We start from the raw sequence: 23,923 nt of genomic DNA on the forward strand, positions 1-23,923 counted from the left end.
TCACGCCACCAGCAAGGAGACGAAGGCTAAAAAGGCTAAACCGAACCCGGTCCAGGTGATACGACCGGTAATATCCAGACGCAGACGCGCCATGCTGTTTTCGAACAGGGCGATAATCAGCACGCCGACCACCAGCTTGACGACGGCGGCAATCACGGCAATCACCAGACCACCAACGCTAAAGCTGGTCATCTGTCCCCACGGAATGAAGACGCCAACAAACATCTGCAGCACCACCAGCTGTTTGAGGCTGATGCCCCACTTCAGCACGCCGAAGCCGCTGCCGCTGTACTCGGACAGCGGGCCTTCCTGCAACTCTTGCTCTGCTTCCGCTAAGTCGAACGGCAGTTTGCCCATTTCGATAAAGGTGGCGAAAGCGCAGGCGCAGAAGGCCAGCACCAGCGGAATGCTGCGGCTGACCGGCCAGTGGTACAGGGTGTTGGTGATATTGCTGATATGGGTAGAGCCCGCGACCAGCGCTGCGACCCACAGCCCCAGCAGCAGCATCGGCTCAACCAGCACGCCGAGCATCGCTTCACGACTTGCGCCGATAGCGGTGAACGGGCTGCCGGTGTCGAGGCCGGCAATGGCAAAGAAGAAACGCGCAATGGCAAACAGGTAGATAAGCGTAATCAGGTCGCCCAGACCCGGCATTGGGGATGCGACGGTCACTACCGGCAGCGCGGTCGCAATCGTCAGCATCACGCCGACCATCACAAACGGCGTCAGGCGGAACACCCAGCCGGAAGCGTCCGGGCCAATGCTCTGACGGCCCAGCAGTTTGATGATGTCGCGATACTCCTGCATCACGCCCGGCCCGCGACGGTTATGCAACCGTGCGCGCAGCACGCGGGTGATACCGGAAAGCAGCGGCGCGACGGCGAACAGTACCAGCGCCTGCAGTACAGCAAATAGGAACGTCATGTTCAGGCTCCTCGAGAGATGACAATCACGACCAGCACCGCCAGTTCAACCAGCGCCAGACGTTGCAGCAGCAGCGGCGCCGCCGCATTCTGCCAGCCCGGAACCAGAGAGACCGGGTTGAGCCATTTGCGCAGTTTCAGCACTGGAGCAAAGGCCTGCTTCACCGGCATCGCAAAACCGTGCGCGGTGATCACCATGGATTGTTCGTGGTCGTAACCACAGACCCACGCCGCGCCGCGAGAACGGCTTGGCAGGCGGTTGCCTTTGAGCAGCGCCAGAATGATGAACGGCAATAACGGGCAGGCAATCAGCAGCAGGGTAATCATCGGCTGGGAGACCACGGTGTGCGCGGTGGCCATCGGCAGCGGCACGGCGGCGCTCAGCATTGGCAGCAGCCACGGCGCGGCAACGCCGCCAACGATACACAGCAGCGCCATCACCACGGTGCTAATGGCCATCAGCAGCGGCGCGCAGCAGGCGTTTTCCGCCTCTTTAGTGCGCGGTGCACCGAGGAAGGTCACGCCGTAGACTTTCGCCATACACATCACCGCCAGCGCGCCGGTAATCGCCAGGCCAACGGCCAGCAACGGCCCCAGCAGACGACCAATAAACGCCCCGCTGGTGCTCAGCTTGAAGAAGGACTGGTAAATAACCCACTCACCGGCAAAGCCGTTCAGCGGCGGCAGCGCGGCCATTGCCATCAGGCCGACTAACATCGCCAGCGAAATCATCGGCATACGTTTGCCGATACCGCCCAGCTTCTCGATGTCGCGGTGACCGGTGCGGAACCAGACGGAGCCCGCGCCGAGGAACAGCGTGGTTTTGAACAGGCTATGGTTGAGCAGATGGTACAGACCGCCGGTCAAACCCAGCGCCACCATTACCGGTTCCTGCAGCGCCAGACCGGTCACGCCCACGCCTAAACCGAGCAGGATAATGCCGATGTTTTCCAGCGTGTGGTACGCCAGCAGACGCTGAATATTGTGTTCCATCAGCGCGTACAGACCGCCGACAAACGCGGTGATCATGCCCAGCACCAGCAGCGCAATGCCCCACCACAGCGGTTGAACGTTGCCCAACAGCGATACGGTGAGAATGCCGAGCAGACCCACTTTCATCACCACGGTAGAGAACAGCGCGGCGGCCGGTGCGCTCGCGTTAGCGTGCGCCTGCGGCACCCAGCCGTGCAGCGGGATGATCCCTGCCAGCAGGCCAAAGCCAATCACGCAAAGCACCCAGATGTCAGAACCGATTGGCAGCATCTGCGCACGTTCGTTCAGCAGTACCAGATCCAGCGTACCGTAGCGCTGCCACAGCAGCAGGCAGGCAATCGCCAGCAGAATGGTACCCAGACGGCCCAGCACAAACCACAGCTTGCCGGAAGAAGCACAGCCGGTGAGGAACGCGCCGCACAGCGCCATGATTTCCGCCATCACCACCAGCGAACCGAAGCTGCTCGCCACAATCGCGCAGACGGCAGCCGCCAGCAGGATGTTGATCAGCAGACCGTTGCTTTTCACGTTCGGGTGACGGTGCCAGTCAATGTTGTAGAGGCTGACAAACAGGCCGCACAGGCCGAGCGCAATCAACCATACCGCGTTCAGCGGCGACACCAGCACGCTGTAGTGAACCAGCGACAGGCTACCTATCACCGGGAAACCGTGAACCAGCACCTGAACGCCCGCCAGGCCCGCGCACAGGCTGCCCAGCGCGCCGCCGACACCGGCGACAAAACCGCTCAGAGATTTATTAAACGACAGCACAAAGGACAGCACGGCGGCAGCGGCAAACCAGGCCACTGCGCTATTAATCAACGTCATGACGCTCATTTCGCCTCTCCTTGTTGCGCCTGGAACAGCGTCAAATCGCCTAAATCGGTGTGGAAGGTCAGTTCGCGTTTGCGTTTGCTGACGCGGGCGATGTCCATATTGTTCACCAGATGCAGCGCTTTAGTCGGACAGGTACGCACGCAGGCCGGGCCCTCTTCGTCGAAGTGGCACAGGTCGCATTTGACCGCGATGGCGCGAACGCCAGGCACCCAGTCCAGCAGCGTACTGACGCGAGCCGGAGCCGGTGGCGCAGGCAGCGCTTTCGGTGAGTTGGCGTTTGCTGGAATATCCAGCGGGCGACTACCGGAAAATTCAATCGCCCCAAACGGGCAGGCAATGCCGCACAGTTTGCAGCTGACGCACAGGCTTTCATTCAGCTGTACGGCGCCATCGACGCGGGTAATCGCATTGACCGGGCATACCCCGGCGCACGGCGCGTCTTCACAGTGGTGACACATCTGTGGCGCGGATTCTTTTTCATTAAGCATTACTCTGAGCCGCGGCATAGATTGCAGGCCGTGGTGGCGATGCGTTTCCGCACAGGCCGCTTCACAGGTACGGCAACCGATACAAACGGTAGAGTCAGCAATTACAAAACGATTCACCAGGTCTTCCTCAGGTGACAGTCATTTTTGACGAAATCATGCAGAGCAAGTGTCATTTCGACACCTGTCGACACACCGATAATCAAGCGTGAGAAGCCCGTTGAGACTCTGGTGCCAGCTGGCTGAAACTGACCGGGCTGTCGCTTTCAAGCGCCGCATACAGGGTGTCGTATACCGGCGAAATTTTTTCCAGGTAGTGTTCCAGCACCTGCTCGCGGTCACGGATATTGACGGTGCCGTCAATAAAGCCGTTCATGCTCATCTCGGCGCTGCCCACACACTGTTTATTCAGGCCGTCGCGGGTTTCAACAACGTACTCAACGGTGTGGCTGTTAAAGCCGCTGGCAAGGCTGACAGAAACCACGAAATGTTCGAACAGCACGAAGCTCAGCTCTTTCTCTGGCGCGCAGTTCATGCCGTGATGCAGACGCGCTTTGGACAACGTAATCCCCTGAACCAGAGAGTTGCAGTAGACACGCCATTGATCCTGATGGCGGCGGTGACGATCGGCGATATAGTCGGCCTTCTCGCTAATTTCCCAAATAGTCATGTCGGTTACCCGGTTAATAGAAACAAGCCTCCTAAGCACTTTTCATGCCATGTTTTTAATTAATTGATTTAATTGATATTTAATGAAATGACACTGCCACAGTGACATGTCATTTCGTCAGTACGACATCGTCATCGACAGTCTTTAATGACCTTTTTTCATCTCTGGCATCGTTATTGCATTATCACGGCGAGTTATGAAACAGGAGGCGTTATGCACGAAATCACGCTCTGCCAGCGAGCGCTGGAAATTGTCGAACAACAGGCGGTACAGAACGGCGCGAAGCGCGTCACCGGCGTCTGGATGAAGGTCGGCGCTTTTTCTTGTGTAGAGACGAGCGCAATGACCTTTTGTTTTGATCTGGTGTGCCGCGGCACGCTGGCTGAAGGCTGTACACTGCACGTCGAGGAACAGGAAGCGGAATGTTGGTGTGAATCCTGCCAGCAGTACGTTCAGCTCGTGTCAGTTCACGTGCGCCGTTGTCCGCAATGCCATAGCGACAACCTGCGCATCGTCGCCGACGACGGTTTACAGATTCAGCGAATTGAAATTGATCAGGAGTAAAGTATGTGTACCACCTGTGGTTGTGCCGATGGCAACCTCTATATAGAGGGCGATGAACGTAACCCGCACTCGCTGTTCCGCAGCGCGCCTTTCGCCCCGGCAGGCCGTCCGGCGCTGTCCATTACCGGCGTCAGAACCCGAGAGTTTGAACCACAGGCCGCCGACAACGGCGACCTGCACTACGGTCACGGCGAAGCGGGCACCCACGCGCCGGGCATGAGCCAGCGCCGGATGCTGGAAGTCGAAATCGACGTGCTGGATAAAAACAACCAGATTGCCGCCCGTAACCGCGCGCGCTTTGCCGCCCGCGAGCTGCTGGTGCTGAATCTGGTTTCCAGCCCCGGCTCCGGTAAAACCACCCTGCTCACCGAAACCCTGATGCGCCTGAAAGACCGCGTATCCTGCGCCGTTATCGAAGGCGACCAGCAGACGGTGAACGATGCCGCGCGCATTCGCGCCACCGGCACACCGGCGATTCAGGTCAACACCGGGAAAGGCTGTCACCTTGATGCGCAGATGATTGCCGATGCCGCCCCGCGCCTGCCGCTCGAGAACAACGGGATTCTGTTTATCGAAAACGTTGGTAACCTGGTTTGCCCGGCGAGCTTTGATTTAGGCGAACGCCACAAAGTCGCCGTGCTGTCGGTCACCGAAGGTGAAGACAAGCCACTCAAGTACCCGCATATGTTTGCCGCCGCGTCGGTCATGCTGCTCAACAAAGTTGACCTGCTGCCGTACCTCAATTTCGACGTTGAGAAATGCCTTGCCTGCGCGCGTGAAGTGAACCCGAATATTGAAATCATCCTGCTCTCCGCCACCAGCGGTGAAGGCATGGACACCTGGCTGAACTGGCTGGAGACGCAGCGATGTGCATAGGCATTCCTGGACAAATTTCTGCCATTGACGGCGTACAGGCGAAGGTAGACGTTTGCGGCATTAAGCGCGATGTCGACCTGACGCTGGTCGGCGCGGTGGACGAAAACGGTCAGTCGCGCATCGGTCAGTGGGTGCTGGTGCACGTGGGCTTTGCCATGAGCATCATCAACGAAGAAGAGGCGCGCGATACTCTCGCGGCGCTGGAAAATATGTTTGAAGTTGAGCCCGACGTTGGCGCGCTGCTCTTTGGCGAGGAACGATAATGCGTTTTGTTGATGAGTACCGTGCGCCCGAGCAGGTGATGCAGCTGATTGCCCACCTGAAAAACCGGGCGCAACATCTGGCCTATACCGCTGAGCGCCCACTGCGCATCATGGAAGTGTGCGGCGGCCATACGCACGCGATTTTCAAATTCGGTCTCGACCAGCTGCTGCCGGAGAACATCGAATTTATCCACGGGCCAGGCTGCCCGGTGTGCGTACTGCCGATGGGACGCATCGACACCTGTATTGAAATCGCCAGCCATCAAGAGGTGATTTTCTGCACCTTCGGCGACGCCATGCGCGTACCGGGGAAAAACGGCTCGCTGATGCAGGCAAAATCGCGCGGCGCGGATATCCGTATCGTCTATTCACCGATGGACGCCCTTAAGCTGGCGCAGCAGAACCCGGATCGCAAAGTGGTGTTCTTTGGCTTAGGCTTTGAAACCACCATGCCGACCACCGCCATCACCTTGCAACAGGCGAAGGCGCAGAAGGTCAGCAACTTCTTCTTTTTCTGCCAGCATATTACCCTTATTCCTACCCTGCGCAGTCTGCTCGACCAGCCGGACAACGGTATCGATGCGTTTCTTGCGCCGGGCCACGTCAGCATGGTCATCGGCACGCACGCCTATGGCTTTATCGCCAGCGATTACCAGCGTCCGCTGGTGGTGGCGGGCTTTGAGCCGGTCGACCTGTTGCAAGGCGTGAACATGCTGGTGGAGCAAAAAATTGCCGCAGCGCCTTGTGTCGAAAACCAGTACCGTCGCGTGGTGCCGGATGACGGCAACAAGCTTGCGCAGAACGCCATTGCTGAGGTGTTTGCGGTCAAAGGCGACAGCGAATGGCGCGGCCTTGGGTTAATTAACGACTCCGGCGTGCAGTTGACGCCGGACTATCAATGTTTTGACGCGGAAGCGCACTTCAAACCGCAGCCACAGCGCGTCTGCGATGACCCGCGCGCCCGCTGCGGCGACGTGCTGACCGGCCGTTGCAAACCGCATCAGTGCCCGCTGTTTGGCGCCACCTGCAACCCGCAGAGCGCATTCGGCGCGCTGATGGTGTCGTCAGAAGGCGCGTGCGCCGCCTGGTATCAATATCGTAGTCAGGAGGCAGAAGCATGAAGAGTATTCAGTTAGCGCACGGGAGCGGCGGTCTGGCGATGCAGCAGCTTATCGATGGCCTGTTTATGAAAGCCTTCGCCAACCCCTGGCTGGCGGAGCAGGAAGATCAGGCGCGCCTGTCGCTGGCTTCGCTGACCGCCCACGGCGACCGTCTGGCTTTCTCCACCGACAGCTACGTGATTGACCCGCTGTTCTTCCCCGGCGGCAATATCGGCAAGCTGGCGATTTGCGGCACCGCCAACGACGTGGCGGTCAGCGGCGCGGTGCCGCGTTATCTCTCCTGCGGCTTTATCATTGAAGAAGGGCTGCCGATGGAGACGCTGGAGGCGGTGGTCAACAGCATGGCGGAAACGGCCAAAGCGGCGGATATCGCCATCGTCACCGGCGACACCAAAGTGGTGGGTCGCGGCGCGGCGGACAAACTGTTTATCAACACTGCCGGGATGGGCGCTATCCCGTCCGATATCCACTGGGGCGCGGCCACGCTTACGCCGGGTGACCTGCTGATTGTCAGCGGGACGCTGGGCGATCACGGCGCGACCATCCTCAACCTGCGCGAACAGTTAGGCCTTGATGGCGAACTGCAAAGCGACTGCGCGGTGCTCACCCCGCTTATCCAAAGCCTGCGCCCGATTGCTGGCGTGAAGGCGCTGCGCGATGCCACCCGCGGCGGCGTGAACGCGGTAGCCCATGAATTTGCCGCCACCAGCGGATACGGCGTTGAGATTCATGAACAGAATATTCCGCTGAAAGATACCGTGCGCGGTGTATGTGAATTATTGGGTCTTGACGCCCTTAACTTCGCAAATGAGGGTAAACTGATGATTGGCGTCACCCGCGAAGCAGCCGAAGAAGTGCTCGCCGCACTGCGCGCCCATCCACTGGGCCGCGATGCCGCTATCATTGGCGAAATCACTGAACGTCGTGGGGTTCGCGTTGCCGGCCTGTATGGCGTTAAACGCACGCTGGATCTTCCTCACGCCGAACCGCTGCCACGAATCTGTTAACAGACCGCTCAAGGTCTGCAATTTATTATTATTATTAGTTATCGCACCGATCACGGTGCTTTTATGGGCAAGCTACATGTCGTATACACCGATGGGCGATCTCGGACAGCAAGGGCTGTTTGATATCACCCGGACTCTTCTCCAACAACCCGATCTGGCCACGCTCAGCGAAACGCTGGCGCAGCTGGCAAAACAATCTGCGCTGGCAGACAGCGCGGCGATAATCCTGCTGCAGCCGGGAAACTACCGCGCGGGATACCACGCGACGCGCGAAGCGGGTAACCCCATCGCCTATGAAGACGATAACGTGCTGGCGAATGGGCCGGTCAGACGCCTGCTTTCGCGCCCGGATGCCCTGCATTGTAGCTACAGCGAGTTTCTCGAAGCCTGGCCGCAGCTGGCGCACAGCGGGCTCTACACGCCGTTTGGCCATTACTGCCTGCTGCCGCTGGCCGCTGAAGGGCGCATCTTCGGCGGCTGTGAATTTATCCGCCAGAATGACCAGCCGTGGACGGAAAAAGAGTACCAGCGTCTGCACACCTTTACGCAGATTGTCGCCGTGGTGACCGAGCAGATCCAAAGCCGTGTCACCAACAACGTCGACTACGATCTCTTGTGCCGCGAGCGCGATAACTTCCGCATTCTGGTGGCTATCACCAACGCCGTGCTGTCGCGTCTCGACATGGACGATCTGGTCGGCGCGGTGGCCAAAGAGATCCACTACTACTTCGATATCGATGCCATCAGCGTGGTGCTGCGCGGTAACCGCAAAGGCAAGCTGAACATCTACTCGACGCACTATATTGACGTAAACGATCCGGTCCACGATCAGAGCGAAGTGAACGAGTCCGGCACGCTGACCGAGCGGGTGTTCAAGAGCAAAGAGATGCTCAAGCTTAACCTCGACGAGCAGGACAAGCTGGCCCCGTACGAACGCCAGCTGTTTGAAATGTGGGACGACAAAATTCAGACGCTGTGCCTGCTGCCGCTGATGTCTGGCGACAAGATGCTTGGCGTGTTGAAACTTGCCCAGTGTGACGAAAAAGTATTTAGTGCCGCCAACCTCAAGCTGCTCAAACAAATCGCCGAGCGCGTCTCCATTGCCGTCGATAACGCCCTCGCCTATCAGGAAATTCATCGTCTGAAAGAGCGCCTGGTCGACGAGAACCTCGCCCTGACCGAACAGCTCAACAACGTTGACGGTGAGTTTGGCGAAATCATTGGCCGCAGCGAAGCGATGTTCAACGTGCTCAAGCAGGTTGAGATGGTGGCACCAAGCGACAGCACCGTGCTGATCCTCGGCGAAACCGGCACCGGTAAAGAGTTGATTGCCCGCGCCATTCATAATCTGAGCGGACGAAATACCCGTCGGATGGTGAAGATGAACTGCGCGGCAATGCCGGCCGGTCTGCTGGAAAGCGATCTCTTCGGCCACGAGCGCGGCGCGTTCACCGGTGCCAGCGCCCAGCGTATTGGCCGCTTTGAGTTGGCGGATAAAAGCTCCATGTTCCTCGATGAAGTGGGCGATATGCCGCTGGAGCTACAGCCGAAGCTGCTGCGCGTGTTGCAGGAGCAGGAGTTCGAGCGCTTGGGCAGCAATAAGCTGATCCAGACCGACGTACGTCTGATCGCCGCCACCAACCGCGATCTCAAGCAGATGGTGCTGGATCGCGAATTCCGTAGCGATCTTTACTACCGCCTGAACGTTTTCCCGATCCACCTGCCGCCGCTGCGCGAGCGTCCGGAAGATATTCCGCTACTGGTGAAAGCCTTCACCTTTAAAATCGCCCGTCGTTTGGGGCGCAATATCGACAGCATTCCGGCGGAAACGCTGCGCACCTTGAGCCAGATGGAATGGCCGGGTAACGTGCGTGAGCTGGAGAACGTGATTGAGCGTGCGGTGCTGCTGACGCGCGGCAGCGTGTTGCAGCTTTCGATGCCGGAGCTGGCCTTTGCCAGCGAAGAAACACCGGAGCCGACGCCGCTCGCCGAAGCGCCAAAAGAGGGCGAAGACGAATATCAGCTGATCGTCCGGGTACTGAAAGAGACTAACGGCGTGGTCGCCGGGGCGAAAGGCGCGGCGCAGCGTCTGGGGCTTAAGCGCACCACATTGCTCTCAAGAATGAAACGTCTGGGCATTGATAAGGATTCGTTAATGTAAAAACTGTGGCTATACTGACCTCTGATTCGATAACAAGTGAATGGAGGCAGTATCGTATGGCAGTTTCAGCACGTAACCAATTAACAGGCACCATCAGCGCAGTCTCAACCGGCGCGGTCAACGACGAAATCGAACTGACCCTGCCGGGCGGCGCAAAGCTGGTGGCTATCGTCACCCATAGCAGTAAAGAAGCGCTGGGCCTGGTCAATGGGAAGGAAGCCATTGCCCTGATTAAAGCCCCGTGGGTAACGCTGGCAACCGAAGACTGTAGCCTGAAGTTCTCTGCCCGCAACCAGTTTGCCGGTGAAGTGACCCAGGTCACCGAAGGCGCGGTAAACGCGACGGTACATATCAAAACCGACGCTGGCTTTGAGATTGTTGCCGTGGTCACCAACGAAAGCCAGAGCGAGATGAAGCTGGCGAAAGGCAGCCGCGCTATTGCGCTGATCAAGGCTTCCGCGATTCTTATCGCCACCCGCGCGTAAGTTTTCCCCGGCGTCGCGCTGCTCAGTTTGGCTACGCGACGCCGGGAATAACACCCACCTCACACCTTCTCGTTTCTCTATTTATGAAACACCATTTTGTGAATACATTCCCGTTCTCACAATTTAATGGATGATAAATAAGCGTTTTCCCCGTGGAGACGTCTATGATTCGCTTACCTCTGTCCGCTGCTCTTGTTCTGGCATTTTCCGCGCAGGCGGCTTTTGCCGCTCTACCCATCCTTTCCGTCTGGCCCAATGGCGAAGCGCCGGGGGCTAAAAACAGCCCGGTAACCTACGCGCTGGTGGACCGTAGTAAAGATCCGAAACTATCGGATCGCGCCGTTACCGGCATCCGCGCGCCACAAATCACCGTCTACGCCCCGGCGCATCCGAACGGCGTGGCGCTGCTGGTGACGCCGGGTGGCTCCTATCAGCGGGTGGTGTTGGATAAAGAAGGCAGCGATTTAGCCGCGCCGTTTAACGCCAAAGGCTACACGCTGTTTGTGATGACCTACCGCATGCCCGCCGATGGTCATGCCGAAGGGGCCAATGCGCCATTAGCTGACGCCCAGCGAGCACTGCGCACCGTCCGCGCTAATGCTGCAAAGTGGCATATTAATCCGCAAAAAATCGGTGTGATGGGCTTCTCTGCGGGTGGGCACGTAGCCGCAAGCCTTGAGACGCGCTACGACGAAGCGGTTTACTCACCGCTCGATGATGTCGATAAACAGAGCGCGCGTCCTGATTTTGTGGTGCTCGGCTACCCGGTTATTTCGATGGATAAAGCTATTGCTCACCCCGGTTCAAGCACCGCATTAATTGGCGACACGCCATCCGCCGAGCAGATTAAGCACTACTCTCCTGAGCTGAATGTCACCGCTCAAACACCACCAACCTTCCTGATGCACGCGGTGGATGACCCGTCGGTACCGGTCGATAATTCGCTGGTGATGTTCAACGCCCTGCGCGCGCATAACGTGCCGACGGAGTTGCATCTGTTTGCCGAAGGTAAACACGGGTTTGGCATTCGCGGAACCAAAGGCCTGCCCGCCGCCGCATGGCCGGAGCTGGCGATGAATTGGGTTGCTTCGCTGCCATGATGTTCTCCCGGCGTCGCGTTGCTCGGCCGGGCTACACTCGCCTCGTAGCCCGGCCGAGCAACGCGACGCCGGGAATAATACCCAGACAAAATTGAGTTCTCATTTTTCCCTTTTGATCACAATAATCCAGTAAATCACCTCATTCTCTTCTGTCTCCCCGCCCCGCATTTGCCTAACGTAGAAGCCATAAGAAACGTCAGGTTAATCTCCCGAGGAGCCCGCAAAATGACTAATCGTATCCAGCGCCTGAAAGACGCCCTCTTTGCCAACCCGCGCGAAATCTCCCTTGAGCGCGCCGTCCTCTACACTGAAAGTCACCGTCAGACCGACGGCGAGCCGGTCATCATTCGCCGCGCCAAAGCCACCGCTCATATTCTCGATAACGTCGCCATCAGCATTCGTGACGATGAACTGATTGCCGGCAACCGCACCATCAAACCGCGCGCCGGGATTATGTCGCCGGAGATGGACCCGTACTGGCTGCTAAAAGAACTGGACCAGTTCCCTACCCGCCCGCAGGACCGTTTTAATATCAGTGACGACGACAAGCGCCTGTACCGAAACGAGCTGTTCCCATACTGGGAAAAGCGCTCGATGAAAGACTTCATCAACGCGCAGATGACTGATGAAGTGAAAGCCGCCGTCAGCACGCAGATATTCAGCGTCAACCAGACCGACAAAGGCCAGGGCCATATCATCATCGACTATCCGCGCCTGCTGAATAACGGCCTGGACGCGCTGGTTAATGAGATGCACGCCCACCTGCACGAGCAGCCGGATAACGCCTTTTACCAGGCGGTGCTGATTCTGCTGGAAGCCTCCCAGCGCCACATCCTGCGCTACGCCGCGCTGGCCGATGAGATGGCGAACCGTTGCCCTGACCCGCAGCGTCGTCAGGAACTGGAGACCATCGCTAGCGTCTCGCGCCATAACGCCGGGCAGAAGCCGGAAAACTTCTGGCAGGCCTGCCAGCTGTTCTGGTACATGAACATCATTTTGCAGTACGAGTCGAACGCCAGCTCCATCTCGCTCGGCCGCTTTGACCAGTACATGCTGCCGTTCTGGCAAGCGTCGTTGAACCACGGCGAAGACCCGGCGTTCATGCAGGAGCTGCTGGAGTCATTGTGGGTGAAATGCAACGACATCGTGCTGCTGCGCTCCACCAGCAGCGCCCGCTATTTCGCAGGTTTCCCGACCGGCTACACCGCCCTGCTCGGCGGCCTGACCGAGAATGGCCGCAGCGCGGTGAATATCCTCTCCTTTACCTGCCTGGATGCCTACCAGAATGTGCGTCTGCCGCAGCCGAACCTCGGCGTGCGGGTCAACGAACTGATCGACCGTCCGTTCCTGCGCAAAACTGCCGAAACCGTGCGCCTCGGCACCGGCATTCCGCAAATCTTCAACGATGAGGTAGTGGTGCCGGCGTTCCTCAACCGCGGCGTGTCGCTGGAAGATGCCCGCGACTACGCGGTGGTTGGCTGCGTCGAGCTATCGATTCCTGGCCGCACCTACGGTTTGCACGACATCGCCATGTTTAACCTGCTGAAGGTAATGGAAATCGTCATGCTTGAGCACGAAGGCGATCCGCAGCTCACCTACGACGGCCTGCTGGCAAGCATCCGCGACAAAATTCGTCACTACATTAAGCTGATGGTCGAAGGCAGTAATATCTGCGATATCGGACACCGCGACTGGGCGCCGGTGCCGCTGCTCTCTTCGTTTGTTGAAGACTGTATCGCCAACGGCAAAGACATTACCGACGGCGGCGCGCGCTACAACTTCTCCGGCGTGCAGGGCATTGGTATCGCCAACCTGAGCGACTCGCTGCATGCACTGAAAGGGATGGTGTTCGACCAGCAGCGCATGAGCTTCGACGAACTGCTGGCGGTGCTGAAGGCCAACTTTGCCACGCCGGAGGGCGAGAAGGTTCGCGCGCGGCTGATTAACCGCTTTGAGAAATACGGCAACGACATCGACGATGTCGATAACATCAGCGCCGATCTGCTGCGTTTTTACTGCAAAGAGGTGGAAAAATACCACAACCCGCGCGGCGGCCAGTTTACGCCAGGCTCCTATACCGTCTCCGCCCACGTGCCGCTAGGGTCGGTGGTCGGCGCAACGCCAGATGGACGTTTCGCCGGAGAACAGCTAGCGGACGGCGGGCTGTCGCCAATGGTCGGCCAGGACGGTCAGGGCCCCACGGCGGTGCTGAAATCAGTGAGCAAGCTTGATAACTACCTGCTCTCCAACGGCACGCTGCTGAACGTCAAGTTCACTCCGGCGACGCTCGAGGGGGAAAGCGGCCTTAATAAGCTGGCGGATTTCCTGCACGCCTTTACCAAGCTCAAGCTCCAGCATATTCAGTTCAACGTGGTAAACGCCGAAACGCTGCGTGAAGCCCAGCAACGACCACAGGATTTCGCCGGGTTGGTGGTGCGCGTCGCGGGCTACAGCGCCTTCTTTGTCGAGCTGTCGAAGGAGATTCAGGATGACATTATCCGCCGCACCGCGCATCAGCTGTGAGGTGATTGAGACGCGCGCCGATACGGCGCGCATTTTCAATATCCAGCGCTATTCGTTAAACGATGGTCAGGGCATCCGCACCGTGGTGTTCTTCAAAGGCTGCCCACATTCTTGTCCGTGGTGCGCCAACCCGGAGTCGATGTCGCCAAAAATAGAGACCGTCCGCCGGGAGAGCAAGTGTCTACACTGCGCCACCTGTTTACAGGATGCCGACGAATGCCCGTCGGGCGCGTGGGAGCATATTGGCCGCGACGTGACGCTGGAGTCTCTCGAACGGGAAGTGCTCAAAGATGAGGTGTTCTTCCGCGCGTCCGGCGGCGGCGTGACGCTCTCCGGCGGCGAAGTACTGATGCAGGCCGAGTTCGCCACCCGCTTTTTACAGCGCCTCAAGCAGTGGGGTATTCGTACCGCTATTGAGACCGCGGGCGATACCTCTCCTCGCCGCCTGCTGCCGCTGGCGCAGGCCAGCGATGAAGTGCTGTTTGATCTCAAAATCATGGACTGTGCGCAGGCGCGCCAGGTGCTGAGCATGAACCAGCCGCGGGTGCTGGAGAACTTTCGCCTGCTGGTTACAGAAGGTATTAAGGTGATTCCACGGCTGCCGCTGATCCCCGGTTACACCCTCAGCACCGAGAACGTCGCGCAGATTCTGGCATTTCTGGCACCGCTACCGGTTGAGGAAGTGCATCTGCTGCCGTTCCATCAGTACGGCGAGCCAAAGTATTCCCTGCTGGAGCGTGAGTGGGCAATGGCGGGGGTAAAAGCGCCGGAAGCCGAAGAGATTGCGCCGATTCGGGCGATGGTGGAACAGGCGGGGTATCGGGTGGTGATGGGGGGATGAGCGCAGAGCATTCCTGGCGGCGCTTCACTTGGCCGGGCTACATGCTCATGTAGCCCGGGCGAAGCATTTATGCCGACCCCGGGGCCGGCACGGTATCTTATTCCACATCCAACAGCCACTTCTGCGCCGGGGTCAACCGGCTCGCCGTTTCCGGCGTTAACCAGCGGCGCTGATCCTGCTGCGCGGTATCCTCCCGGTCGATATACAATCCGTGCAGCACGCGACGACGTGAGCCTTCGCGGTTGGTGGTGCCGCCGTGCCAGGCGTGGGCGTTGTAGATCATCACGCTGCCTGCCGGAGCTTCAAAAATCACCTCATCCGGGTGCGGTAACCCTACATCTTCTAACACATCCTCCGGCAATTCTGGGCGCAGATGGGTGGCCGGAATAATGCGCGGCGCGCCGTTGGCAGCATAGAGATCGTCGATGGCCCAGATGGTATTCACCAGGTGAACTTTCGGGAAATCCGGGCGCGGTTTTTTCCAGTCGGCGTGCAGCGGCTGATGACCACCGTTGTACAGCGCCTCGCGGGCGTTGAGGCTGGAGATTTTAAACTCGCCCTCAAAGATGTACCGGCACGCCGACAAAATCAGCGGATGCGACCACACCTTTTCCCACACTACGCCCTTATTAACGAGGTTCGCCACGCGCGTCGCCGTCTCTTCCTGGTGGTGCTCCACCGCCAGATTCTCCCCTTCCTTCTCCACCAGATAGTCAATGCGTTCACGCATCGCCGCCAGCCAGTCGGCATCCGCCACGCCGTGGACGATGGTGTAGCCTTGAGTATCCAGTTCATGTTTCATCGTTGCTGACAGTTCGCCGCTCGCGCCCAGCGCCTCCAGCCAGAATGCCGCTTGCTTGTCCATACCGCCCTCTCTTTTGTTAACCATTTCACAACATGTATGAAAAGTTACTGCACGCGCGGTCGGCATTCTGTATGAGATAGCTACACAACACTGGATTTTTGTGTACAGCAAAATAAAGTGTGATGAGATTCAAAATCCAGAATAATAACCAGGACATGAGCATGTCAGAGCAATCCCTCGTCCCCGTGCTGGAGCAGCTGCTTGCCCGGCAAAGTGACCTTGTCGTGCGGTTTCCGCAAACCTCGCAGCCCGCGCCGGAGTTGGCGATGAGCGTATCGTTCCCCCGGCTGGAAATCGTGCTGGAAGGCGAGCTTGCAGACGGCTGCCTGAGCGCGCCGCTAGGCCCATTGCAGGCGCTCTATTTGCCCGGCGGGCGTTGGAATGCCCCACAATGGCAAGGTGCGGCCACCACCCTTAGCATTCTGTTCAGCAAACAAAAGCTGGGCTTCAGCCTGCAACGTTTCGACGGCAAAAAATTCGTCGAGATCCGTAAGCAGCACGTCGCGCGCCTCGGACCTCGGGTCGGGTCATATTTGCTGCTGGCGATGAACGAGCTGGCTATTCGCCCGGTGATGCCCACGGCGCAGATTGTGCTAAGCGGGCTACTGAGCCACTGTATCGATCAGCTCACCCATCTGGCGGACACGGTCAGCAAGAGCAAAGAGCTATTTCTGGCCATTCAGGAATATATCGATGAGCACGCCGCCGAGGCGCTCAGCCGGGAGACGGTGGCGAAGAAGTTCCACATTACGCCGAACTACCTGTCGCACCTGTTTCAGAAGTCCGGCTCGGTGGGATTCAACGAGTATCTGACCGGCGTACGACTGGAGCTAGCGAAGAAATTACTGCGCGGGTATGAGATGAAAATCAAAGAGATAGCCCATCACTGCGGCTTTGAGGACAGCAACTACTTCTGCCGGATTTTTCGTAAACATACGGCACGTTCGCCGTCGGAATATCGCCGTCACTGCCGCACGATGTAGCTATTTCTTCGGGCGATATTTTTCCGGAAGCTCCGGCACCGGGCGACGGTCGTCAATCAGATGGCGGAGGGTCAGGATCGGGTGACGCCACAGCATACGCGGGCCAGCCCAGCGCATAATCTGCTTCATCTCTTCGCGTTTGGCGGGCTGATAGCAGTGTACCGGGCACTGCTTGCAGGCCGGTTTGTCCTCGCCAAACACGCACTTATCCAGTCGTTTATCAGCATAGGCATTCAGCGCCTGATAGTGCTCTGCATCATCCTGCGCCTGCGGGCAACGTTGCTGATAGAGCGCAATCATGCTGCGGATGGTCCGTTTTTCCCGGTCGATGCGTTTGCCTGCCATAGCCTGTTCCTTACCAATAAAGATGCATTAATAATACACTTTTAATGGCGCTTTTGCAGCCGCATTATCCTTCGTGCTTATCCACGTGTCCCAGCGGTTTTTCCGGGAAACAAACGTCGCGTACCCGGCGCTTTAGCTCGGCAGCATCCGGGAAACCTTCGTCGCGCTTGCGATCCCAGATGAGCACCTCGCCAACGGTAATAGTAAAAATCCCGCCGGTGCCGGGTACCAGCATCACCGAGGCAATGTCAACGTTAAAAGTATGTAACAATTCCTGCGCCATCCAGCTGGCACGGAGCATCCAGTTGCACTGGGAGCAGTAGGTAATAACAATCGCAGGCTTCGACATCAGTTTATACCCATATCAATTTAATCAAATATATTCACAAGATAGCGATTTGTAGCGCAATATTTTGATGATTTTCGCATAAATTCACCTTAGACACAGATTTACGAAAAAGTTCTTGATGAGAACGCTTATCTTAAAGATAATCATTCGCATTATTTACATTTATTCATCATTTCACTGCGGATGTGCCCATATGCATGACACTACGGCAATACTAAAAAAAGAAAACGCGCCGCTTTCTCCGACCCGTTCAAAACAGCTGATCCAGAGTAAAGCTTTGCTCGGCGAAGAAGGCTGGGTCTTGATTGAACATAATGGTCAACACTATCTGCTGCGCCAGACGCAATCCGGAAAGCTCATTCTGACTAAATAAACACAACCTATTAAATACCGCCAGCCACCCAGGTTATCCCCAGGCAGCAAGCGCTTTTCAATTTCCCTATGGAGAGTTGTTATGTTACGCCTGCAATACGCCCCGCTGCGCCCTTCAATGTTAGCGCTTGCCATTAGTAGCCTCTTACCTGCAGCGGCTTTTGCCCAAACAGACACCCTTACCGTCACCGCAACGGGCAATGCCCGCAGCGCCTTCGAAGCGCCGATGATGGTCAGCGTGATTGATGCATCAGCACCGGAAAACCAGACCGCCAGTTCAGCCGCAGACCTCCTGCGTAGCGTACCGGGAATTACGCTGAGCGGCACAGGTCGAACCAACGGGCAAGACATTAATCTTCGCGGGTACGACCGTCGCGGTGTGCTGGTTCTGGTCGATGGCGTACGTCAGGGTACGGATACGGGTCACCTGAATAGCACATTCCTGGATCCTGCACTGATCAAGCGTATTGAAGTCGTGCGTGGCCCATCCGCCCAACTGTACGGCAGCGGCGCGCTGGGTGGCGTAATCTCCTACGATACCGTGGATGCCAAAGACCTGTTGATGGAAGGCCAGAACAGCGGATTCCGCGTATTTGGTACAGGGGCTACCGGCGACCATAGCCTGGGGATGGGCGCCAGTGCGTTTGGGCGTACGGATAATCTGGATGGCCTGGTTTCCTGGTCTAGCCGCGATCGCGGGGACTTAAAACAGAGCGACGGTTCAACCGCGCCAAATGATGAATCTATCAACAACATGCTGGCGAAGGGAACCTGGACCATTGATGAAGCGCAGGCCCTGAGCGGTTCCTTCCGCTATTACAACAACAAAGCTCAGGAACCGAAAAACCCGCAGGAAATTGAAGCCTCAACTTCCAGCAACCCAATGGTTGACCGCTCGACTATCCAGCGTGATGCGCAGCTGTCCTACAAAATTGCGCCACAGGGTAACGACTGGCTGAATGCCGATGCCAAAGTGTACTGGTCAGAGGCACGAATTAACGCCGAAAATCTGGATAAAACGAGTGAATATCGTGAACAAACCACCAAAGGCGGTAAGGTAGAAAACCGTACTCGTCTGTTCGCGGATTCCTTCGCTTCTAACCTGCTGACCTACGGTGGCGAATACTATCGTCAGGAACAGAGCCCAAGCGGTGCGGCGACCGGCTTCCCTGACGCGAAAATCGACTTCAGCTCCGGCTGGTTGCAGGATGAGATCACCCTACGAGACCTGCCTGTCACCCTGTTAGGCGGTACTCGCTACGATAACTATCGCGGCAGCAGCGATGGCTACGCGGATGTAGATGCCGATAAATGGTCATCGCGCGCGGGCATGACCGTCAGCCCAACCGACTGGCTGATGCTGTTTGGCTCTTACGCTCAGGCCTTCCGGGCGCCGACGATGGGTGAAATGTACAATGACGAGAAGCACTTCTCGATTGGCAGTTTCTACACCAACTACTGGGTACCAAACCCAAATCTTCGCCCGGAAACGAACGAAACCCAGGAATACGGGTTCGGCTTACGCTTTGACAACCTGATGCTCTCCAACGACGCACTGGAATTTAAAGCCAGCTACTTCGATACCAAAGCGAAAGACTACATCTCCACGACCGTCGATTTTGCCGCGGCGACCACCATGTCCTATAACGTTCCTAACGCCAAAATCTGGGGCTGGGACGTGATGACCAAATATACCGCTGACCTGTTCAGCCTCGACGTCGCCTATAACCGCACCCGCGGTAAAGATACGGATACCGGCGAGTATATCTCCAGCATCAACCCGGATACCGTCACCAGCAAGCTGGATATTCCGGTTGCTCACAGCGGTTTCTCCGTCGGCTGGATTGGTACGTTTGCCGATCGCTCAACGCACATCAGCAGCTCTTATAGCAAACAGCCAGGCTACGCGGTGAACGACTTCTACGTTAGCTACCAAGGTCAGCAAGCGCTGAAAGGCATGACCACCACGCTGGTGCTGGGTAACGCCTTTGATAAAGAGTACTGGTCACCGCAGGGGATCCCGCAGGACGGCCGCAGCGGCAAACTTTTCGTAAGCTATCAATGGTAACAATTCGGCCCGGCATTTGGCCGGGCCATTATCTGGAAGGAAGAGACAATGAACCACTACACTCGCTGGCTTGAGCTAAAAGAACAAAACCCAGGCAAATACGCCCGCGACATCGCAGGTTTAATGAACATCAGCGAAGCCGAGCTGACCTTTGCTCGCGTTGGTCATGATGCCAAACGACTGAACGGGGAAATTCGCGATATTCTGACCGCGCTGGAAGCGGTTGGCGAAACCAAATGCATCTGCCGTAACGAATATGCCGTACACGAGCAGGTGGGTGCTTTTACCAATCAACAGTTGAGCGGCCATGCCGGGTTAGTGCTAAACCCACGCGCGCTCGATTTACGTCTGTTCCTGAATCAGTGGGCAAGCGTCTTCTTCATCAAGGAGAATACCGCCCGCGGCGAACGTCAGAGCATCCAGTTCTTTGACCATCAGGGCGATGCCTTGCTTAAAGTCTACGCAACCGACAACACTGACACCGCTGCCTGGGAAGCGGTATTGCAGCGTTTCATCGTTGATGAAAATACACCACTCGTGCTGAAAGCCAAAGAAACCACCAGCACCACCGTAACGGCCGACGCGCAGACCGTCGATCGGGAATGGCGCGCCATGACCGACGTCCACCAGTTCTTCTTACTGATGAAACGCCATAACCTGAGCCGTCAGCAGGCCTTTGAGCTCGTGGGTGACGATCTCGCCTGCAAAGTGCCAAACAATGCGCTTTCTCAGATTCTGGAAGCAGCAAATCAGGACGCCAACGAAATTATGGTGTTCGTGGGAAATACCGGCTGCGTGCAAATCTTTACCGGCACCATTGAAAAGGTCGTGCCGATGAAGGGCTGGCTGAACATCTTTAACCCAACCTTCACTCTCCATCTGATGGAAGAGCATATCGCTGAAACCTGGGTCACGCGTAAACCCACCGCTGACGGCCACGTCACCAGCCTGGAACTGTTCGCGAAGGACGGCACGCAAATTGCCCAGCTTTTTGGTCAGCGTACAGAAGGTGAACCAGAACAGGCTCAGTGGCGCGCGCAGATTAATGCGCTGACAGCAGAAGGACAGCCTGCATGAGATGCCTGCTTGCCCTGATTGCCGCATTTCCTCTGATGGCCTTTTCGGCTGCTCAGGAGAGACTCGTTACGCTCGGCGGCGACGTCACCGAGATTGTCTACGCACTTGGGGCGAAGTCGGCGCTTGTCGCACGCGACAGCACCAGTCAGTGGCCGCCAGAGGCGGCCGCTTTACCGGATGTCGGCTACCTTCGCCAACTGAGCACCGAGGGCATTCTTTCACTGCGCCCGACGCTGGTACTCGCCAGCAGCCAGGCACAGCCTTCGCTGGTGCTGCAAAAAGTAGAAGGCAGCAAGGTGAAGGTGGTGAACGTGCCGGGCGGTTACGATGCCGCCGCGATGGACAGCAAGGTAAAGGTCATTGCCGACGCGCTGGGTAAACAGCCACAGGGTGATGCGCTGCGCAAAACGTTGCATGACGAGATGGCCAACATCCCGTCTCAACCGCTGAACAAGCGCGTGCTGTTTATCCTGAGCCACGGCGGTTCCGGCGCGCTGGTGGCCGGTCAGCAAACGGCGGCCGACGGTGCTATCAAGCTGGCAGGCTTGCAAAACGCCATGCAGGGCTTCGACCACTACCGCACCATGTCGCAGGAAGGGGTCATAGCCAGCCTGCCGGATCTGGTGGTTATCTCCGCTGATGGTCTGAAAGGCATGGGCGGTGAAGCCGCGCTGTGGAAGCTGCCGGGGCTGGCGCAAACGCCTGCCGGGCGCAATAAGCAGGTGCTGGTGATTGACGATATGGCACTGCTGGGCTTCGGCCCGCGTACGCCGCAGGCGCTGCAACAGCTGCGCCAGAAAGCGGAGCAACTGCACTGATGAACGTCACCGCCTCACGCCAACTGTGGCTGATGGTGCTGCTACTCGTTGCCCTGACGCTGTTTGCCACCACACTCGGCGCCATGCGCCTACCGCTGGCGAGCATCTGGCCGTCGGGCGATGAAGTGCTGCGTCATATCTGGCTCACCATCCGCCTGCCCCGCGTCCTGCTGGCGCTACTGGTTGGCAGCGCGCTGGCGCTCTCCGGCTGCGTGATGCAGGGGCTGTTTCGTAACCCGCTGGCGGACCCGGGCCTGCTCGGGATCAGCAGCGGCGCGGCGCTGGCAGTGTCTTTCTGGGTAGTGCTACCCATTTCGGTACCGGCGCTGGTGGCCCTGTATGCGCCAATGCTGGCGGCGTTTATCGGCAGCCTGGCCGTGATGGCGGTGATTTTTGTCCTGAGTAAGGCGGGAGACGGTTCGCTCTCCCGCCTGCTGCTGGTTGGGATTGCGATTAACGCCCTGTGCGGTGCGCTGGTGGGCATGCTGTCATGGATAAGCAACGACACGCAGCTTCGCCAGATGTCACTCTGGGGAATGGGCAGCCTGGGGCAGGCCGAGTGGCCGACGCTGCTGGTTGCCGCCACGCTGATTATTCCTGCTTCGCTGGTAGTCTGGTGGACGGCGGCACGCCTGAACCTGCTCCAGTTGGGTGATGAAGAGGCGCACTACCTCGGCGTTAACGTGCGGGTATTGCAACGGCTGCTACTGCTGTGCAGCGCGGTGCTGGTGGCCGCTGCGGTGGCGATCAGCGGCGTCATTGGTTTTATCGGGCTGGTGGTGCCGCATCTGATGCGGATGTGGCTGGGGCCGGATCACCGGGGGCTTATCCCCGGCTCGCTGCTGGCTGGCGCCATTTTACTGCTGATTGCCGACACCCTCGCCCGTACCATCGCCGCGCCCGCCGAAATGCCAGTCGGTCTGCTGACTAGCCTGCTCGGCGCGCCGTGGTTCCTGTGGCTTATTTTCCGTCAGGAAAGGGGGATGCGTGGATAACCAGTACATTGCGCGCTCGCTATCGCTGAAACTCGGCAAACGCCTGGTAATTGATAATATCTCGCTGGCACTACAGCCCGGCGAAGTGACCGCGCTGATTGGCCCTAACGGCGCAGGAAAATCGACGTTACTTCGGCTGCTGACCGGCTTTTTATCCGCCGACAGCGGCGAGCAGCATATCGAGGGCAAGGCGCTGAGCGCCTGGTCTGCCTCCGCCCTTTCCCGCCGTCGCGCGGTGATGCTGCAGCGCACGCAGCTTAACGCCAACTGGCCGGTGGAAACGGTGATTGCAATGGGACGTGCGCCGTGGGGAACGCAGGTTGACCCGGCGCTGATTGCGCGGGTGATGGCCGAAACCGGCTGTACGCATCTGGCAGGCCGACTTTATCCGGCGCTTTCCGGTGGCGAGCAGCAGCGCGTACAGCTAGCAAGAAGCCTCGCGCAGCTATGGGGTGAAGATGGCCCGCAGGGCTGGCTGTTTCTGGATGAGCCCACCTCGGCGCTGGATCTTTACTACCAACAGCACCTGCTGCGACTGCTGAAAAAGCTGACCCGACGCGGCAAACTGCATGTTTGTATCGTGCTGCACGACCTCAATCTCGCCGCGCTGTGGGCCGACTCGATACTGCTGCTGCATCAGGGAAAACTTGTAGCGCAGGGCACACCGCAGGAAGTGATTCAGCAATCGGTGATTCACCGCTGGTACGGCGCGGAAATTGCGATGTGCCAGCACCCGGAAGCGGCGGTACCGCAGATTTATCTGACACCTTAATAAAGCGGGCGTGGCTTCACGCCCGCTTTATTACTCACGTAGGTCATTATTGCTTTATTTATTAAGTGCAGGCTAAACACCCATTATTGATAATGAGATATACGCATTCGTGACCAAATTCACAATTGAATAAAACGCCAATAGACAAATAAGTTAAATCTAATAATGTATATTCGTGTCTAATGGAGAGCATACATTATGAACTTCCACAATAGAACGTATAACACCTCAAAATGGTTTAATATTGACAACGTTATTGTCAATCACCGTCCTTAGCCCCTCATACGACTTCGCGTCCATATCATTGCAAACAGAAGCCTGAATTCTGTTTCTGATATCACATACCTATCTCAAGATAACTGTTTAATAGCAGCGATGTACCGCACGCATTTTTAACATTCCGCGAGCGGGACTTGTCGCTATATAACGT

The 23,923-nt window shown here is 57.7% G+C and carries 25 protein-coding genes; 18 read left to right on the forward strand and 7 right to left on the reverse strand.

Annotated features, from left to right (window positions below; genetic code table 11):
• The 4 genes from GKAS_RS05705 to hycA all read right to left on the reverse strand — a co-directional run bounded on the left by GKAS_RS05705 (nt 1) and on the right by hycA (nt 3,908).
• Nucleotides 1-924: a respiratory chain complex I subunit 1 family protein gene (locus tag GKAS_RS05705; RefSeq protein WP_035892568.1), complete on the reverse strand. Its 924-nt coding sequence runs from the start codon at nt 922-924 to the stop codon at nt 1-3.
• Between the two features lie 2 nt (nt 925-926).
• On the reverse strand, nt 927-2,753 hold the full coding sequence (gene hycC / locus GKAS_RS05710; RefSeq protein ID WP_035892569.1) for a formate hydrogenlyase subunit 3: 1,827 nt from the start codon (nt 2,751-2,753) through the stop codon (nt 927-929).
• Nucleotides 2,750-3,358, reverse strand: a complete 609-nt coding sequence (locus tag GKAS_RS05715; RefSeq protein WP_035892570.1) for a 4Fe-4S dicluster domain-containing protein — start codon at nt 3,356-3,358, stop codon at nt 2,750-2,752. The genes hycC and GKAS_RS05715 overlap by 4 nt, the downstream gene beginning before the upstream one ends.
• An 82-nt stretch (nt 3,359-3,440) precedes the next feature.
• Nucleotides 3,441-3,908 carry a formate hydrogenlyase regulator HycA gene (gene hycA / locus GKAS_RS05720; protein WP_035892571.1) on the reverse strand — a complete coding sequence of 156 codons (468 nt, stop codon included), beginning with the start codon at nt 3,906-3,908 and terminating at the stop codon, nt 3,441-3,443.
• A 213-nt stretch (nt 3,909-4,121) separates the two neighbouring features.
• Between hycA and hypA the strand changes: the two genes are divergently transcribed.
• From hypA to GKAS_RS05770, 10 genes are all read left to right on the forward strand, one after another.
• The gene (hypA, locus tag GKAS_RS05725) at nt 4,122-4,472 is read left to right on the forward strand and encodes a hydrogenase maturation nickel metallochaperone HypA (RefSeq protein WP_035892572.1); all 351 of its coding nucleotides are present in this window, start codon (nt 4,122-4,124) and stop codon (nt 4,470-4,472) included.
• Between the two features lie 3 nt (nt 4,473-4,475).
• Nucleotides 4,476-5,348: a hydrogenase nickel incorporation protein HypB gene (hypB, locus tag GKAS_RS05730; protein ID WP_035892573.1), complete on the forward strand. Its 873-nt coding sequence runs from the start codon at nt 4,476-4,478 to the stop codon at nt 5,346-5,348.
• On the forward strand, nt 5,339-5,611 hold the full coding sequence (locus GKAS_RS05735; RefSeq protein WP_035892574.1) for a HypC/HybG/HupF family hydrogenase formation chaperone: 273 nt from the start codon (nt 5,339-5,341) through the stop codon (nt 5,609-5,611). The genes hypB and GKAS_RS05735 overlap by 10 nt, the downstream gene beginning before the upstream one ends.
• Complete coding sequence (hypD, locus tag GKAS_RS05740) at nt 5,611-6,732, forward strand: hydrogenase formation protein HypD (RefSeq protein WP_035892576.1); 1,122 nt, start codon at nt 5,611-5,613, stop codon at nt 6,730-6,732. Before GKAS_RS05735 ends, hypD begins: the two co-directional genes overlap by 1 nt.
• Nucleotides 6,729-7,739, forward strand: coding sequence for a hydrogenase expression/formation protein HypE (gene hypE / locus GKAS_RS05745; protein WP_035892577.1), 1,011 nt, complete (start codon nt 6,729-6,731; stop codon nt 7,737-7,739). The genes hypD and hypE overlap by 4 nt, the downstream gene beginning before the upstream one ends.
• Before the next feature lie 76 nt (nt 7,740-7,815).
• Nucleotides 7,816-9,900: a formate hydrogenlyase transcriptional activator FlhA gene (flhA, locus tag GKAS_RS05750; RefSeq protein WP_035892578.1), complete on the forward strand. Its 2,085-nt coding sequence runs from the start codon at nt 7,816-7,818 to the stop codon at nt 9,898-9,900.
• 56 nt (nt 9,901-9,956) lie between these two features.
• A complete protein-coding gene (locus tag GKAS_RS05755; RefSeq protein ID WP_035892579.1) occupies nt 9,957-10,385 on the forward strand; it encodes a TOBE domain-containing protein in 429 nt (142 codons plus the stop codon).
• A 164-nt stretch (nt 10,386-10,549) separates the two neighbouring features.
• Nucleotides 10,550-11,485, forward strand: coding sequence for an alpha/beta hydrolase (locus GKAS_RS05760; RefSeq protein ID WP_035892580.1), 936 nt, complete (start codon nt 10,550-10,552; stop codon nt 11,483-11,485).
• Between the two features lie 225 nt (nt 11,486-11,710).
• Nucleotides 11,711-14,008, forward strand: a complete 2,298-nt coding sequence (locus GKAS_RS05765; protein WP_035892582.1) for a formate C-acetyltransferase — start codon at nt 11,711-11,713, stop codon at nt 14,006-14,008.
• A complete protein-coding gene (locus GKAS_RS05770; RefSeq protein WP_035892583.1) occupies nt 13,974-14,849 on the forward strand; it encodes a [formate-C-acetyltransferase]-activating enzyme in 876 nt (291 codons plus the stop codon). The genes GKAS_RS05765 and GKAS_RS05770 overlap by 35 nt, the downstream gene beginning before the upstream one ends.
• A gap of 97 nt (nt 14,850-14,946) precedes the next feature.
• Here the strand turns inward: GKAS_RS05770 and GKAS_RS05775 are convergent, their stop codons facing one another.
• Nucleotides 14,947-15,714, reverse strand: coding sequence for a phytanoyl-CoA dioxygenase family protein (locus GKAS_RS05775; RefSeq protein ID WP_035892584.1), 768 nt, complete (start codon nt 15,712-15,714; stop codon nt 14,947-14,949).
• Between the two features lie 161 nt (nt 15,715-15,875).
• On the opposite strand from GKAS_RS05775, the gene GKAS_RS05780 reads away from it, so the two are divergent.
• Entirely contained in the window at nt 15,876-16,697 is an 822-nt protein-coding gene (locus tag GKAS_RS05780) for a helix-turn-helix transcriptional regulator (RefSeq protein WP_051910727.1), read from the forward strand.
• Here the strand turns inward: GKAS_RS05780 and GKAS_RS05785 are convergent, their stop codons facing one another.
• Nucleotides 16,698-17,042 (reverse strand): nitrous oxide-stimulated promoter family protein, encoded by a 345-nt coding sequence (locus GKAS_RS05785; RefSeq protein ID WP_035892585.1) that lies wholly within the window; start codon nt 17,040-17,042, stop codon nt 16,698-16,700.
• A gap of 64 nt (nt 17,043-17,106) precedes the next feature.
• Nucleotides 17,107-17,394: an Rdx family protein gene (locus tag GKAS_RS05790; protein WP_035892586.1), complete on the reverse strand. Its 288-nt coding sequence runs from the start codon at nt 17,392-17,394 to the stop codon at nt 17,107-17,109.
• A 115-nt stretch (nt 17,395-17,509) separates the two neighbouring features.
• Here GKAS_RS05790 and hemP point away from each other — a divergent pair, with 115 nt between their 5' ends.
• From hemP to tnaC, 7 genes are all read left to right on the forward strand, one after another.
• On the forward strand, nt 17,510-17,764 hold the full coding sequence (gene hemP / locus GKAS_RS05795) for a hemin uptake protein HemP (protein WP_373995147.1): 255 nt from the start codon (nt 17,510-17,512) through the stop codon (nt 17,762-17,764).
• Nucleotides 17,765-17,845: 81 nt separating this feature from the next.
• Nucleotides 17,846-19,831 (forward strand): TonB-dependent hemoglobin/transferrin/lactoferrin family receptor, encoded by a 1,986-nt coding sequence (locus tag GKAS_RS05800; RefSeq protein ID WP_035892588.1) that lies wholly within the window; start codon nt 17,846-17,848, stop codon nt 19,829-19,831.
• Nucleotides 19,832-19,879: 48 nt separating this feature from the next.
• A complete protein-coding gene (chuS, locus tag GKAS_RS05805; RefSeq protein WP_035892589.1) occupies nt 19,880-20,908 on the forward strand; it encodes a hematinate-forming heme oxygenase ChuS in 1,029 nt (342 codons plus the stop codon).
• Nucleotides 20,905-21,726 (forward strand): heme/hemin ABC transporter substrate-binding protein, encoded by an 822-nt coding sequence (locus GKAS_RS05810; RefSeq protein WP_035892590.1) that lies wholly within the window; start codon nt 20,905-20,907, stop codon nt 21,724-21,726. Before chuS ends, GKAS_RS05810 begins: the two co-directional genes overlap by 4 nt.
• On the forward strand, nt 21,726-22,721 hold the full coding sequence (locus tag GKAS_RS05815) for a FecCD family ABC transporter permease (protein ID WP_035892591.1): 996 nt from the start codon (nt 21,726-21,728) through the stop codon (nt 22,719-22,721). The genes GKAS_RS05810 and GKAS_RS05815 overlap by 1 nt, the downstream gene beginning before the upstream one ends.
• On the forward strand, nt 22,714-23,493 hold the full coding sequence (locus GKAS_RS05820; protein WP_035892592.1) for a heme ABC transporter ATP-binding protein: 780 nt from the start codon (nt 22,714-22,716) through the stop codon (nt 23,491-23,493). The genes GKAS_RS05815 and GKAS_RS05820 overlap by 8 nt, the downstream gene beginning before the upstream one ends.
• Nucleotides 23,494-23,691: 198 nt before the next feature.
• Nucleotides 23,692-23,769, forward strand: a complete 78-nt coding sequence (tnaC, locus tag GKAS_RS25505) for a tryptophanase leader peptide (RefSeq protein WP_072011356.1) — start codon at nt 23,692-23,694, stop codon at nt 23,767-23,769.
• The last annotated feature ends 154 nt before the right edge of the window (nt 23,770-23,923 follow it).

It is taken from the genome of Kluyvera ascorbata ATCC 33433, assembly GCF_000735365.1.
Lineage (GTDB): Bacteria > Pseudomonadota > Gammaproteobacteria > Enterobacterales > Enterobacteriaceae > Kluyvera > Kluyvera ascorbata.

Bases quoted from the DNA above. Each gene is read 5' to 3' on its own strand.
- GKAS_RS05705 (WP_035892568.1), bottom strand. From the start codon at position 924: ATGACGTTCCTATTTGCTGTACTGCAGGCGCTGGTACTGTTCGCCGTC.
- hycC (WP_035892569.1), bottom strand. From the start codon at position 2,753: ATGAGCGTCATGACGTTGATTAATAGCGCAGTGGCCTGGTTTGCCGCT.
- hycA (WP_035892571.1), bottom strand. From the start codon at position 3,908: ATGACTATTTGGGAAATTAGCGAGAAGGCCGACTATATCGCCGATCGT.
- hypA (WP_035892572.1), top strand. From the start codon at position 4,122: ATGCACGAAATCACGCTCTGCCAGCGAGCGCTGGAAATTGTCGAACAA.
- hypB (WP_035892573.1), top strand. From the start codon at position 4,476: ATGTGTACCACCTGTGGTTGTGCCGATGGCAACCTCTATATAGAGGGC.
- GKAS_RS05735 (WP_035892574.1), top strand. From the start codon at position 5,339: ATGTGCATAGGCATTCCTGGACAAATTTCTGCCATTGACGGCGTACAG.
- hypD (WP_035892576.1), top strand. From the start codon at position 5,611: ATGCGTTTTGTTGATGAGTACCGTGCGCCCGAGCAGGTGATGCAGCTG.
- hypE (WP_035892577.1), top strand. From the start codon at position 6,729: ATGAAGAGTATTCAGTTAGCGCACGGGAGCGGCGGTCTGGCGATGCAG.
- flhA (WP_035892578.1), top strand. From the start codon at position 7,816: ATGTCGTATACACCGATGGGCGATCTCGGACAGCAAGGGCTGTTTGAT.
- GKAS_RS05755 (WP_035892579.1), top strand. From the start codon at position 9,957: ATGGCAGTTTCAGCACGTAACCAATTAACAGGCACCATCAGCGCAGTC.
- GKAS_RS05760 (WP_035892580.1), top strand. From the start codon at position 10,550: ATGATTCGCTTACCTCTGTCCGCTGCTCTTGTTCTGGCATTTTCCGCG.
- GKAS_RS05765 (WP_035892582.1), top strand. From the start codon at position 11,711: ATGACTAATCGTATCCAGCGCCTGAAAGACGCCCTCTTTGCCAACCCG.
- GKAS_RS05770 (WP_035892583.1), top strand. From the start codon at position 13,974: ATGACATTATCCGCCGCACCGCGCATCAGCTGTGAGGTGATTGAGACG.
- GKAS_RS05775 (WP_035892584.1), bottom strand. From the start codon at position 15,714: ATGGACAAGCAAGCGGCATTCTGGCTGGAGGCGCTGGGCGCGAGCGGC.
- GKAS_RS05780 (WP_051910727.1), top strand. From the start codon at position 15,876: ATGTCAGAGCAATCCCTCGTCCCCGTGCTGGAGCAGCTGCTTGCCCGG.
- GKAS_RS05785 (WP_035892585.1), bottom strand. From the start codon at position 17,042: ATGGCAGGCAAACGCATCGACCGGGAAAAACGGACCATCCGCAGCATG.
- hemP (WP_373995147.1), top strand. From the start codon at position 17,510: ATGAGAACGCTTATCTTAAAGATAATCATTCGCATTATTTACATTTAT.
- GKAS_RS05800 (WP_035892588.1), top strand. From the start codon at position 17,846: ATGTTACGCCTGCAATACGCCCCGCTGCGCCCTTCAATGTTAGCGCTT.
- chuS (WP_035892589.1), top strand. From the start codon at position 19,880: ATGAACCACTACACTCGCTGGCTTGAGCTAAAAGAACAAAACCCAGGC.
- GKAS_RS05810 (WP_035892590.1), top strand. From the start codon at position 20,905: ATGAGATGCCTGCTTGCCCTGATTGCCGCATTTCCTCTGATGGCCTTT.
- GKAS_RS05815 (WP_035892591.1), top strand. From the start codon at position 21,726: ATGAACGTCACCGCCTCACGCCAACTGTGGCTGATGGTGCTGCTACTC.
- tnaC (WP_072011356.1), top strand. From the start codon at position 23,692: ATGAACTTCCACAATAGAACGTATAACACCTCAAAATGGTTTAATATT.